The organism is Nostoc sp. TCL26-01 (assembly GCF_013393945.1).
GTDB lineage: Bacteria > Cyanobacteriota > Cyanobacteriia > Cyanobacteriales > Nostocaceae > Trichormus.
Genome location: NZ_CP040297.1, coordinates 353,648 through 365,709, shown reverse-complemented (window position 1 = coordinate 365,709; position 12,062 = coordinate 353,648). Strand labels below are relative to the sequence as shown.

Below are 12,062 nucleotides of genomic sequence, written 5' to 3'. Positions count from 1 at the left end.
GTACTCTAAAAAATATCTGGAGACAGGCTCAACTAGAGGTAGACTGATGCGTTACACAGTTGTAATTGAAAAGGGAGAAACTAGTTATGGCGCTTATGTACCTGATTTACCAGGTTGTGTAGCTGTGGGTGAAACCTTAGAAGAAGTTAAGCAGATGATTGCAGAAGCTATTGAATTTCATATAGAAGGGATGCTAGAAGATGGTTTACTAATTCCCCAGCCTACTAGTATTGCTCACGAAGTTGAAGTTTTAACTATAAGTAAATCAGCATAAAACAATCAACTTATGGAACTCTCTGTGTCTCGGTGTCTCTGTGGTGAAATTATTTTCTATCCTGCATAGCAAAGAAGAGACGCTGCACGCAACGCCTCTCAATTCTTGATACTTATTTATGCTTGCAGTTGACACAGCAATAAACCAAACCACTGATTAGCATCAGTCCAAGTTTGGATGGGGATTAAATCGAATGCTGAGAGTTGTTGCTGAATAGTGTTGAGGTTAAATTTACGGGAAATTTCGGTGAGGATAGTTTCACCTTGGTCAAAATGAATGGTGAGGTTGAGAGATTGTAACTGTACAGTTTGCGATCGCTTACTTTTTAAGTGCATCTCGATTTGCTGCTGAGTTTCGTTATAAAATGCCCAGTGTGCAAACTGTGTAGTATCAAAATCTCCCGCAAAACTGCGATTTAAATGCTCCAACATATTGAGGTTAAACGCGGCTGTTACTCCTTGGCTGTCATCATATGCTGGTTCCAAAACTTCTTTGGGCTTTTGTAAATCTATCCCCAGTAAGAAATATTCACCCATTTGCAAAGTGTTTCTAATTTGAGATAAGAAAGCATCACACTCTTGGGGATTCAAATTACCTAAAGTGCTGCCAATAAAACAAATCATCCGACTAGATAATTGTTTGGGTGTCAGTTGTGCCAAAGCCACTTCGTAAGTTCCAGCCAAAGCATGAACCCGCAACTCAGGATACTCTTGCAGTAACTGCTTGGCACTACTTTCTAAGATCCCCGCAGAAACATCTATCGGCAGATAGTAGAGAGGGTAACTTAATTGTTGGTAAGCATCTAGTAGAATGCGCGTTTTAGCAGAGTTACCACTACCCAGTTCCACCAATTCACAAGCACCAGTAATTTGAGCAATTGCCCCAGCACACTGTTGCAAAATGGACGTTTCTGTACGTGTCAGATAATATTCTGGCAATTCACAAATACGCTCAAATAATTCAGAACCTTGATCATCGTAAAAATAACAAGGGGGTAAGGATTTCGGTTTTTGAGTTAATCCTCTTACCACATCACTCCCAGCATTAGCGGCAACCATTTTAGTTGCTTCTGACAAACGCTCTATTTGCAAGCGTTGTTCAATGCTGTTAACAGTATTAAGTACTGACATTTAACCTCCGTATGTTGGGCGTAAGAGATTGCTTCTCAGTGCGAATCCTCACGCTAGCCAGTGAAACACATAGACATAGTTAATAACATCATGCTTAAGCCGTAATACTTAAGCTTTAAAGCTAGATTTAAGGTTTTTGCATCAGACAATAAGGGAGTGAATGAGTGCTGAGTGCTGTTAGCAGAAGCGGGGCGTTTAGCCCGTGCTGAGTGCTGAGTGAGGGAGTGAGGGAGTGCTGAGTGCTGTTCGCCCTTGGCGTTCCCGTTGGCGTAGCCTCTCGTAGAGAAGGGTGTGCTGAGTTTTGACCATTGACCATTGACCATTGACCATTGACCATTGACCATTGACTAAAAAATCAGGTGGACATTGCCCACCTGACTGTAAATTAGATATCTAACTTAGAGCTAAACCACCGCAGATACTTGCTTTTGGAAGTAAGCTTCTAAGACTCTTTCAGCAATTTGACGACTGGTTAGGCCTAATTCCGCTTTTGATTCCTCTGGGGTAGCGTGTTCTACCAAGACATCTGGGATACCAATGCGCTTGATAGGTACGACGACATCAGCGTCTAGTAAGGCTTCGGCTACGGCTGAACCAAAACCACCCATAACACAGCCTTCTTCCAGAGTGACAACCCTGCCAATTTTCTTAGCTAGGGGAAGAATTAACTCTGTATCCAATGGTTTAACAAAACGGGCATTAATTACCGTCGCTTCAATGCCATGTTCGCTGAGAATTTCTGCCGCTTGCATACCGGGGTAAACCATTGTGCCATAGCCGATGATTAAGACATCATCACCGTTGCGGAGAATTTCACCTTTACCGATTTCTAGAGGTTCCCAACCTTCTTCCATCAAGGGAACACCGTAACCATTGCCACGAGGAAAACGCATAGCGATCGCCCCAGTGGTATGATTAATCCCAGTCACTACCATGCGTTGCAATTCGGCTTCATCTTTGGGAGCCATGACAACGATGTTGGGAATACAGCGCAGATAAGCAATATCATACATCCCTTGGTGAGTGGGGCCATCAGAACCGACAATCCCTGCCCGATCCAAACAGAAAAATACTGGTAGTTTTTGGATACAGACATCGTGAATTATCTGGTCATATGCCCGTTGTAAGAAGGTAGAGTAGATAGCAGCTACAGGACGCATTCCTTCTGAGGCTAATCCTGCCGCTAGGGTAACAGCGTGTTGTTCGGCAATACCGACATCTATATATTGATTGGGTAGTTTTGCCTGTAACTTATCTAAGCCTGTTCCTGTGGCCATCGCCGCCGTAATGCCGATAATTTTGGGGTTTTGTTCGGCTAGTTTGACGAGGGTGTGGGAAAAGACTTTGGCATAAGCTGGAGGTTTGGGTTTGCTGGAGGGGATAGCTTTGCCAGTGGTTAAATTAAATGGGGTTTGGGCATGGTAGCCTACTTGATCTTGTTCAGCAATTTCGTAGCCTTTACCTTTAGTGGTTGCCACATGAACTAGAACTGGCCCGGCTATTTGGTGCGCTTGTTGGAAAGTCGCAATTAATTCTTCTAAATTATGTCCATCCACAGGCCCCATGTAGGTAAAGCCCAGTTCTTCAAAGACTGCACCGACTTTAGGCACAGCTAAACGTTTCATCCCTTCTTTGATTCGCCCTAGTTCGGGAGACAAGGATTCACCAACAAAGGGAATTTGTTTGAACTGTTCCTCAAAGTTATCTTTGATAAACTGCACTGGTGGACTGAGACGCATTTTGTTGAGGTAACGGGGAATTGCGCCTACGTTGGGAGATATGGACATTTCATTGTCGTTGAGAACAACTAATAGGTTAGTTTTTGGCAAATGTCCAGCGTGGTTAATGGCTTCCAAGGCCATACCACCAGTTAATGCCCCATCACCAATGACGGCAACAGCTTTAAATTTCTCCCCCTTGCTATCTCGTGCTAAAGCCATGCCCAATGCGGCGGAAATACTGGTGGAAGCATGGCCAGCACCAAAATGATCGAATTTATTTTCACCGCGCTTGAGATAACCAGCAATTCCGTCTTTTTGTCTAAGAGTGTGGAAGTTGCTGTAGCGTCCTGTAATTAGTTTGTGGGGATAAGCCTGGTGTCCTACATCCCAAATAACCTTATCCCGATCCAAGTCTAGAGTCTGGTAAAGCCCTAGCGTTAATTCTACAACACCCAAGCCTGGCCCTAGATGTCCACCAGTTGCAGCTACCGTTTGCAGGTGTTTGTCTCGAATCTGGCGAGCAATCTGTTGCAGTTGCCGGATGGATAAACCGTGCAACTGATTGGGATGGGTGATTTCACTCAGATGCATATTATAGGGTTTTCCTCTCTAATCTCTACTTTTGGTATTCTGATTTTCCCACGGTCGGGTTGTCCTCAGAATTAGACTGTTACTAAGTAGCAGTCTTAGTTGTATTCGTAAGTAATGGCTAATTAAGCACAAAGCTGTCAGGATTTTTTCTGGTACAGCATTGCTCAGATAAAATACCACGTCTCTCAGGTACAGATAGTCATAAAGTTCACAAAAAGCAGTCTGAGCAGGCTTTTTGAATTGGGCATTGACAATTATTAATTGAGAATTTGTCCTAACTTTGCTTAAGGCGATGGCGGACTGTTGGTAATACTAGGAACCTCTGGTGTTTCTGGTTGTGGTTGCTGTCTTTGCAAATATTTACTCAGCACGTAAGCCATATCGCCACGAGTCATTGGTTTTAAGGGTGATATATTATTTTGAGCATCAGTATTCACAAAGCCTTCTGTGACAACTGTGGCGATCGCTTTTCTGGCCCAACTGGGAATAGACGCAGCATCAGGATGGGAAGCAAGTATTTCGTTCACAGCATCATCAGAAAACTGAAATACACCATAGGCTTGAGCAAAAATCGCTAAAGCTTCTGCCCTATTCACTCTTTGGTTAGGAAAGAACAAATTCCCACGATAGCCTTTCATCACATCAGTTTTCAGCACAATCTGAATATCTTGATATGCCCAATTTGATGGGGGAACATCAGGAACAGATATTGGTTTTGGTTGTTTGGCAACTTCTTGTTTATCTAGGCGGAATGCTTTCACCAAAATTACAGCTAGTTCAGCACGACTAATTAACCTTTCTGGATAAAAGTTACCATCAGGTGAATTGGTCATCAATTTAGCCGCAGTTACCTGTTGAATCGCTGCTGATGATACTCCCTCAGTGTTTTGCGCTACTTGAGCTTGAGCAATTACTGAGAAGCTAGGGAATAGTAATACTAACGCCAGAGTACTTAAAAAAGGTCGCGTAGCCTTTAGCACTTTTGGTTTGCTTCTTTGCATAGACAAAATCTGCACTATCGCTTGAGCCGCACTTACTTTGACTATGTTTACACATTTTTACATGGGGTGTCAGTAGTCAATAGTCTGTTGTCGGTGGTAAGAGGCATTAGACTACACATAACCACAATTCACACGTAACATCACAAAAAGTTATTGAGAAATTTTGGATTTTTTTTGTCAAACTAACTGAGAATTGTTTGCACTTAGGGTATGCTAAGAGGAGAAGCTGCACTCGTAAAGATTCTTAGTAATCTAGGGTGCAAGCATTGTATTTCCTAAAAGTTGGTTGCACTTTGAGGTCTATTGTCTTGAAACCCTCTAGTCCACAAATAGAAGAAAAATACCTTGTAGAAATCAGTTGGGCAGATCGTTGGCTAGTCTATCAACGCCTGCGAGAACTTGACATTCCCTGTTCCTGTGAAACAGACAAGCCTTTGCAAGTAGAAATTAATACGCCTACGGCGGCTATTCAACTTTGGAGTGTGGTGCGACAGTTTACATCATCTCGCCAAGATTTAATTTGGTCTTTAAAACGTATCTGGCAAAGTCGCTACTCACAGTCCTAGTTGTGAGTGCTGACCAAATCAGTTAACAGTTAACAGTTATCAGTTATCAGTTAATCCACACTGTTTACTGTTCACTGTTTACAAAGCCCCTCAATTTATTGATGGGGATTAACTGGTCACTAATGACTAATGACTAATGACTAATGACTCAATAGCTCAAACTTACTTTAGTTAAAAATAGGTTAAAAAATTATGGGTGTGTGCCACAGTAAAGAAGTATCCGCGTTTTGCCTTGAAGGTAGATTTAGGGAATTTGTCATTAAAGATGGCTATAAGCTCAAGGGTTTTATTCTCAATACTGCTGATGGTGAATGCTATGTAAAACTAGCCAAAAACTTGAGATTTACTTTTGATTGGCGCTTACCACCTGGTACTTGGTTACAAGTGGTTGGTCAAAAAAAGTATGATGCCAAAACTGGTGAAGTTACACTCAAGGCTGAACGTGTGATGGCGGCTAGTGGCGAAACCCAACTCCAACCATCTCCAATAATTGAACACACACAAACTAAATCCAATAAAACGAAAGCGGCAATTTTGGTATGTCAAAAGTCAGATTGCATGAAGCGTGGTGGTAAAGCGCTTTGTCAAGCATTAGAAGCCGCTTTAAGCGATCGCGGTTTAGAAGACCAAGTTACCATTAAGGGTACTGGCTGCATGAAAAATTGCAAAGCCGGGCCGAATTTAGTCATGCCAGATAAAACTCGCTACACTCATATTCAAGCATCCCAAGTACCAGCAATTATGAATAAACATTTTGCTGATAATCAACAATCAAATGATCAAAATCAAATAAATTTTTCCGAACCTGTGGTGGGAATTTTTCAAAAGAAATGATAATATAAATTAAGAAGTCTTAAGTGTGTTCTCCATTGACTCGGATTTCAAATCTGCAATATATTCGCAATAAGTTAACCCCGGTTTATTGAGAAACCGGGGTTTTGATTTTGAGTCACAAAGAATCTAGATGACGACGCAACTGGCTACTAAAACCATCAATTACCGTCACGACTACTAACAGTACCAGCATCATTGTTGTCGCTTTATTGTACTCAAACCCATCTATATAACTTTTTAACTGAAAGCCAATACCACCTGCACCAACTACACCCAACACAGAAGCAGCACGAATATTGTATTCAAACATCCATAAGGTATAACCCAAACCCAAAGGCAGAACTTGTGGTAAGATTCCATACTGAGCAATTTGGAATCTGGATGCTCCCATAACCTGTAGAGATTCTAGAGAGCGTGAATCTACTGCTTCAATGGCTTGTTGGTAGAACTTAGCAAGATAACCAATAGTATAGATACCCAAGGCTAAAGTCCCGGCGGGTGCGCCTAGGCCTGTAGCTGCCACAAATATTAACCCCAAAATAATTGAAGGTACAGAACGGACAGCATTTTGTAGCAAATTAGCTAACCATTGCAACCAACGCGGTGCAACATTACTAGCACTGGCGACAGCTATGGGGAGAGAAATAATTGCCCCAATGGTAGTTCCCCACAAAGACATCTGTACTGTTTCAATCAGTGCTTTAATTGCTACATCTAAAACTGTGAAATCCGGGGGAAACAACCGCGAGATAAAATCTGTGATGTAAGGAGCGCTAGACTTCAATAGTTCAAAATCAACTTTAAGTCCTCTTAAAGCCCAGGTATAAACTATAGCTATAGTTAAAAATATAATGAGAGCAATTACCCAAGGGTAACGGCGTAAAAATTTGGATTTTAATAAATAACTCATGTAACTCACTGGTAACTGAGAATGGGTAATAGCTAATGGGTAAAGAAGTAATTACCTATCACCTATTACCAATTACCTATTAACTTTGGCAAATTGGGCTTGGAGGTTATCACAATGTCCATCGTATAAAATCCGCCCAGCATCTAAAACGATCGCTCGTTGGGCATATCTAGCTGCCATGCCCAAATCATGTAATACAGTGACAATTGTCATACCTTGCTGGGTATGTAATTCTACTAATGTTTCCATGACTTGTTGAGTAGCAATAACATCTAAACCTGTGGTTGGTTCATCTGCTAGTAGTATTTGTGGCGACTGAATTAAAGCACGGGCGATCGCTACTCTTTGTTGCTGTCCGCCACTGAGTTTGCTAGTCTTTTGGTAAGCTAGCTCTCGCAACCCTAACTGTTCTAGTAATTCTAATGCCAATAGGCGATCGCGTTGCGGAAAACCAAACACAGTTTCCCACGTCTTCCTAATACCAAGTCTCCCACAGAGGACATTTTCCACTGCTGATAACTGGCGAATTAGGCCACTGCCTTGAAACAACATCCCTATATCTCGACGGATTTGTGGTAGTGTGCGGGGAGTCATCACCACACCATTGATGTGAATTTCTCCCTTGACTAACGGCACTAACCCAACAAGCGATCGTAGTAAGCTAGACTTACCAGCACCATTGAGTCCCAGTAAGGCTACAAACTCACCCTGCTTGATCTGGCAGCTAATCCCATCGAGAATAGGACGATGCAAAGATGCAGCATAAGCTGTTTCTAAGTTGTGGCATTGAATTACATCATTAGTCATTGGTCAATAGTCAATGGTCAATGGTCAATAGTCAATAGTCATTGGTTTTGTACTCAGCACACCCTTCTCTACGAGAGGCTACGCCAACGGGAACGCCAAGGGCGAACAGCACTCTCTCACTCCCTCACTCCCTCACTCTCCTACTCAGCACGGGCTAAACGCCCCGCTTCCGCTAACAGCACTCAGCACTCCCTACTCAGCACTCTCTACGGTTGAATACCAATACGCTGAAGGGCTTCACGCACTGGTGCTAGGTGACGGTTGTGATCAACTCTGACTAATTCTGTAGAGTTATATAGGTTACGTAGCAGTTGGTTATTTTGTGACTGATTTAACTTGAGTAGAGCATTGATGATTCTTTCTCTATCTTGCACAGGAACATCGTCATCAATAGCTATACCGTGGGCTGGGACACCAGAAATTTTGTACAGTACGCGCAGCTGATTTTTTTCTTCTGCGGTAATGTACGGAGGGAACATAGCATACTCAGATACAACCGCTACATCTGCTTGACCACGGACTACTGCTTGCAAAGCCTTGCTGTAATTACCACCATAAGCTACTTGACCAAAGAAGCCATCTAGCTTTTCTTTATCAGGGACAAAGCCTTGTTTCACTAACTCATTGACGGGAAAAATAAACCCAGAACCAGAGGTGGGAGAAGTGAAGGCGATTTTTTTACCCTTCAGTTGTTCTAGAGTTGCTTTGGCATTGTTCCTGGTTTTGAGAGTACTTTTGTTAGAGACAACAAATATCGAGTTATAGGTGTATCTGCCAGAGTAATTATCGCGGACTTCCGCTAGATATAAACGGGCATTGGCTAACTGTTCAGCTTTCAAGGCGGGACGGCTACTCAAGAAAGCGACATCAGCCCGATTTGCTCTCAAAGATTCTACCGCCGCAGTATCATCACCTATTTGGGCTTTGACGGGAATTCCTAATTCTTTTGAGAGAAAAGCGCCGACAGCATTGGCTTTAGTTTGTAAATCTGTAGAATCAGACCGACTAGGAAAAATTATTGTTAAAGTTTTCAGCCCTTTGGCAAGTAAGCGCGGCGCTTGTTGACTAGCAGTAGAATTAGCGGTTGTTGCTTGCATTCCACTCAAAGTGCTGACTGTTAAACCTGTAAGCGCTACCAATGCCGCGCCAGCACCCAACAAGAATTTTTTGCTCACACTCATTTGCACCTCTTGATATAAGAACTATTCGCAGTATTTTTGCAAATTAATTTCAACTACTCCAAGGAAAAAATTTATAGCTTTTGGCAGTAAAAGTCAATACAAAAGTTGATGTATTACCTGATAGATTTCATCAGCAAAGGCATATCCAGCATTGATTTTTCATAGAATGGTTGAGGATGCCCATAGGTTAAATTCAGGCAACGGAGGAAAAGTTAGTGAGTCAATCTTTCTTAAATCGTTTATTAACTCAGGCTTTTGGGGTGTTTTTGGGGATAGGTATAGCTGTGTGGCTACTTAGGGGTTTCGGGATTCTCACTTTTATTCCTGGTGGGGTGATTTTATTGTTATTCTTGGGAGCGATCGCTGCTGGTCTGATTGCTTACGCTCAAAAAAATTGGTGGCGTTTGTGATTTGTAAATCTCAATGGTTAAGCTATCCTGGGTTTAAAGTAAACACCGTGATTTCCGGACGAGCAAAAAAACGCAAGTGCAACCCTGTCATTCCCAAGCCTCTGTTGGTATGTAACAGCATTTTCCCGACTTGATATTCTCCTGAGTAATATTTTTGCGCCCAAGGTGGTAGGATCACAGGCTTGATCAAAGGTAGGCGGATTTGTCCACCATGAGAATGACCTGACAACTGTAAATCAAATCTGCCTGTAGCCGCACTGGTATTAGCGAAGTCTGGTTCATGGGCTAATAAAATTGCTGCACCTGTTTGGGGTAAGTTCTGCAATACTAAATCCAAGCGGTCTTTACCCATACCCACATCATCAACCCCAGCAATGTGTAACATGGCATCACCACGTTTTAGGGTATACACAGCATTGCACAAGTGAGATATGTGACTTTGTTCTAGGATACGAGCGATCGCATTAGTATCATTTTCATGGTCATGATTCCCCAATACTGCTACAGTTTGGTCTTGAGGTTGGAGTTTCTCTAAAGCTAACTTCAGCGATGGGATCACCTGTGGCGAGTTACGAGTAACTAAGTCTCCTGTAATGGCGACTAAATCAGGTTTTTGTTGATTGACTATACGGACAATACGCTGCAAACGCCGTGTAGTCATCCATTTGTCACGGTGAATATCGCTAATCTGCACAATCCGATAACCATAAAATTCAGCAGCTAGATGAGGTAACTTCAGTTGTAAAGAATTGATCTCAATCCAATTGGGTTCAATTAACTTGGCGTATAGTAAGATGCAAAATCCTAACCAAAACAACCAGCGCAAATATTGCCAAGCCAACCTACTGGCCTTGATGAGCCACTTACGATTTCTCAAAATCAAATCTCCTGTGACGTAATAGCCAGTTATCTCGTTATGCTATTTCTTTAGATTTGGCGGTAAATCATCTTGGCGGTAGATGTGAAGATAGGGTAATGGGTAATGGGTACTGGGTACTGGGTAATGGGTACTGGGTAATGGGTACTGGGTACTGGGAAGATGAGGAGGAATAACTAATGCTTTCTGCTCAATCACCAATCACCAATCACCAATCACCAATCACCAATCACCAATCACCAATCACCAATCACCAATCACCAATCACCAATCACCAATGACTAATGACTAATGACTAATGACCATTGACTAATGACCAATGACTCCCAATCCCTTAGCTAAGATAATAGAGATGTGATATAGTATCTCTCTTACTTACCCCTTGGTTTATGGGACTGCCAATTGTTGCAATTATCGGTCGCCCGAATGTGGGCAAATCTACCCTGGTTAATCGCCTCGCCGGGGAACAAACGGCGATCGTCCACGATGAACCGGGAGTAACGCGCGATCGCACTTATCTACCGGCTTACTGGAGCGATCGAGAATTTTTAGTGGTAGATACAGGCGGTTTAGTCTTTAACGATGATACAGAATTCTTGCCCCTGATTCGGCAACAGGCTCTAGCGGCGTTGGCAGAAGCTAGTGCAGCTATTTTCGTTGTCAATGGGCAAACAGGCCCCAATTCAGCTGATGAAGAAATTGCTGAGTGGTTACGTCAACAACCAGTACCTGTGTTCTTAGCAGTCAATAAATGTGAATCTCCAGAACAAGGAGCCATTCAAGCTGCTGAATTTTGGGAACTGGGCTTAGGAGAACCATACCCCATATCTGCGATTCATGGCAACGGTACAGGGGAGTTATTGGATGATCTGATTAAACACCTGCCTGTAGTGACAGAAGTACCGGAAACTAACGAAATCAAAATTGCGATCATCGGCCGGCCTAATGTTGGTAAATCGAGTTTATTAAACGCTTTCGTCGGTGAAGAACGGGTAATTGTCAGCCCTATTTCTGGGACAACCCGCGATGCTATTGATACTTTCCTCGAACGCGATGGACAAACTTATCGCCTAATTGACACCGCCGGTATTCGCAAAAAGAAAAGCATCGATTACGGAACAGAATTTTTTAGTATTAACCGGGCTTTTAAAGCGATTCGTCGGGCTGATGTCGTTTTGATGGTAATTGATGCTCTTGATGGTGTCACAGAACAAGACCAAAAGCTAGCCGGACGGATTATCGAAGAAGGTAGAGCTTGCATAATTGTAGTCAATAAATGGGATGCCGTAGAAAAGGACTCCTATACTATCTACGATTACGAAAAAACGATGGAAGGAAGGCTACATTTTACGGAATGGGCTGAGACTATCTTTGTCAGTGCTTTAACAGGACAACGGGTAGAAAAGATTCTAGAATTGGTGAATCAAGCGGCGGTGGAACACAAACGCCGTGTGAGTACATCCGTGATTAACGAAGTCTTGGAAGATGCGGTAAGTTGGCATTCTCCCCCAACCTCTCGTGGTGGTCGTCAGGGTAAAATTTACTATGGTACACAAGTCAGCACCCAACCACCAACGATCGCTCTATTTGTCAATGATGCTAAACGTTTTAACGACAACTACCGTCGTTACATCGAAAGACAATTCCGCCAGCAACTAGGGTTTAAAGGTACGCCAATTCGCATACTCTGGCGCAGCAAGAAAGTCCGCGATGTGGAAAGCGGTAATCTCAATCGTGCAACTCGCGTTTAATATGGGTTA

At 42.8% G+C, this 12,062-nt stretch carries 14 protein-coding genes; 6 read left to right on the top strand and 8 right to left on the bottom strand.

Features of this window, described 5'->3' with window-relative positions; translation table 11 throughout:
- Positions 1-46 precede the first annotated feature (46 nt).
- Positions 47-274 carry a type II toxin-antitoxin system HicB family antitoxin gene (locus FD725_RS01530; protein WP_179046508.1) on the top strand — a complete coding sequence of 76 codons (228 nt, stop codon included), beginning with the start codon at positions 47-49 and terminating at the stop codon, positions 272-274.
- Positions 275-390: 116 nt separating this feature from the next.
- On the opposite strand, the gene egtD is transcribed toward FD725_RS01530, so the two are convergent.
- The 4 genes from egtD to FD725_RS01510 all read right to left on the bottom strand — a co-directional run bounded on the left by egtD (position 391) and on the right by FD725_RS01510 (position 4,717).
- A complete protein-coding gene (gene egtD, locus FD725_RS01525; RefSeq protein WP_179046507.1) occupies positions 391-1,404 on the bottom strand; it encodes an L-histidine N(alpha)-methyltransferase in 1,014 nt (337 codons plus the stop codon).
- Positions 1,405-1,457: 53 nt separating this feature from the next.
- Positions 1,458-1,748 carry a hypothetical protein gene (locus FD725_RS01520; protein ID WP_179046506.1) on the bottom strand — a complete coding sequence of 97 codons (291 nt, stop codon included), beginning with the start codon at positions 1,746-1,748 and terminating at the stop codon, positions 1,458-1,460.
- A 60-nt stretch (positions 1,749-1,808) separates the two neighbouring features.
- Complete coding sequence (dxs, locus tag FD725_RS01515; RefSeq protein ID WP_179046505.1) at positions 1,809-3,716, bottom strand: 1-deoxy-D-xylulose-5-phosphate synthase; 1,908 nt, start codon at positions 3,714-3,716, stop codon at positions 1,809-1,811.
- Between the two features lie 284 nt (positions 3,717-4,000).
- The gene (locus FD725_RS01510; protein WP_179046504.1) at positions 4,001-4,717 is read right to left on the bottom strand and encodes an S-layer homology domain-containing protein; all 717 of its coding nucleotides are present in this window, start codon (positions 4,715-4,717) and stop codon (positions 4,001-4,003) included.
- Between the two features lie 308 nt (positions 4,718-5,025).
- Here FD725_RS01510 and FD725_RS01505 point away from each other — a divergent pair, with 308 nt between their 5' ends.
- Together FD725_RS01505 and FD725_RS01500 are read left to right on the top strand one after the other, a co-directional pair.
- Positions 5,026-5,283, top strand: a complete 258-nt coding sequence (locus FD725_RS01505; RefSeq protein ID WP_179046503.1) for an Asr1405/Asl0597 family protein — start codon at positions 5,026-5,028, stop codon at positions 5,281-5,283.
- Positions 5,284-5,475: 192 nt separating this feature from the next.
- The gene (locus tag FD725_RS01500; protein WP_179046502.1) at positions 5,476-6,117 is read left to right on the top strand and encodes a (2Fe-2S) ferredoxin domain-containing protein; all 642 of its coding nucleotides are present in this window, start codon (positions 5,476-5,478) and stop codon (positions 6,115-6,117) included.
- 115 nt (positions 6,118-6,232) lie between these two features.
- On the opposite strand, the gene phnE is transcribed toward FD725_RS01500, so the two are convergent.
- Positions 6,233-7,027, bottom strand: a complete 795-nt coding sequence (phnE, locus tag FD725_RS01495; protein WP_179046501.1) for a phosphonate ABC transporter, permease protein PhnE — start codon at positions 7,025-7,027, stop codon at positions 6,233-6,235.
- Between the two features lie 72 nt (positions 7,028-7,099).
- Complete coding sequence (locus FD725_RS01490) at positions 7,100-7,834, bottom strand: phosphonate ABC transporter ATP-binding protein (RefSeq protein WP_179046500.1); 735 nt, start codon at positions 7,832-7,834, stop codon at positions 7,100-7,102.
- On the opposite strand from FD725_RS01490, the gene FD725_RS01485 reads away from it, so the two are divergent.
- A complete protein-coding gene (locus FD725_RS01485; RefSeq protein WP_179046499.1) occupies positions 7,814-8,050 on the top strand; it encodes a hypothetical protein in 237 nt (78 codons plus the stop codon). The two genes, FD725_RS01490 and FD725_RS01485, sit on opposite strands and share 21 nt — an antisense overlap.
- On the opposite strand, the gene FD725_RS01480 is transcribed toward FD725_RS01485, so the two are convergent.
- A complete protein-coding gene (locus FD725_RS01480; RefSeq protein ID WP_179046498.1) occupies positions 8,041-9,015 on the bottom strand; it encodes a phosphate/phosphite/phosphonate ABC transporter substrate-binding protein in 975 nt (324 codons plus the stop codon). The genes FD725_RS01485 and FD725_RS01480 overlap by 10 nt on opposite strands.
- Before the next feature lie 215 nt (positions 9,016-9,230).
- Here FD725_RS01480 and FD725_RS01475 point away from each other — a divergent pair, with 215 nt between their 5' ends.
- Positions 9,231-9,425, top strand: coding sequence for a hypothetical protein (locus tag FD725_RS01475; protein ID WP_179046497.1), 195 nt, complete (start codon positions 9,231-9,233; stop codon positions 9,423-9,425).
- A 22-nt stretch (positions 9,426-9,447) separates the two neighbouring features.
- On the opposite strand, the gene FD725_RS01470 is transcribed toward FD725_RS01475, so the two are convergent.
- On the bottom strand, positions 9,448-10,302 hold the full coding sequence (locus FD725_RS01470; RefSeq protein WP_179046496.1) for a metallophosphoesterase: 855 nt from the start codon (positions 10,300-10,302) through the stop codon (positions 9,448-9,450).
- 389 nt (positions 10,303-10,691) lie between these two features.
- Here FD725_RS01470 and der point away from each other — a divergent pair, with 389 nt between their 5' ends.
- Positions 10,692-12,053 carry a ribosome biogenesis GTPase Der gene (gene der, locus FD725_RS01465; RefSeq protein ID WP_179046495.1) on the top strand — a complete coding sequence of 454 codons (1,362 nt, stop codon included), beginning with the start codon at positions 10,692-10,694 and terminating at the stop codon, positions 12,051-12,053.
- The last annotated feature ends 9 nt before the right edge of the window (positions 12,054-12,062 follow it).

Coding starts and splice junctions, on each gene's coding strand:
- FD725_RS01530 (WP_179046508.1), top strand. CDS start 47: ATGCGTTACACAGTTGTAATTGAAAAGGGAGAAACTAGTTATGGCGCT.
- egtD (WP_179046507.1), bottom strand. CDS start 1,404: ATGTCAGTACTTAATACTGTTAACAGCATTGAACAACGCTTGCAAATA.
- FD725_RS01520 (WP_179046506.1), bottom strand. CDS start 1,748: ATGGTCAATGGTCAATGGTCAATGGTCAATGGTCAATGGTCAAAACTC.
- dxs (WP_179046505.1), bottom strand. CDS start 3,716: ATGCATCTGAGTGAAATCACCCATCCCAATCAGTTGCACGGTTTATCC.
- FD725_RS01510 (WP_179046504.1), bottom strand. CDS start 4,717: ATGCAAAGAAGCAAACCAAAAGTGCTAAAGGCTACGCGACCTTTTTTA.
- FD725_RS01500 (WP_179046502.1), top strand. CDS start 5,476: ATGGGTGTGTGCCACAGTAAAGAAGTATCCGCGTTTTGCCTTGAAGGT.
- phnE (WP_179046501.1), bottom strand. CDS start 7,027: ATGAGTTATTTATTAAAATCCAAATTTTTACGCCGTTACCCTTGGGTA.
- FD725_RS01490 (WP_179046500.1), bottom strand. CDS start 7,834: ATGACTAATGATGTAATTCAATGCCACAACTTAGAAACAGCTTATGCT.
- FD725_RS01480 (WP_179046498.1), bottom strand. CDS start 9,015: ATGAGTGTGAGCAAAAAATTCTTGTTGGGTGCTGGCGCGGCATTGGTA.
- der (WP_179046495.1), top strand. CDS start 10,692: ATGGGACTGCCAATTGTTGCAATTATCGGTCGCCCGAATGTGGGCAAA.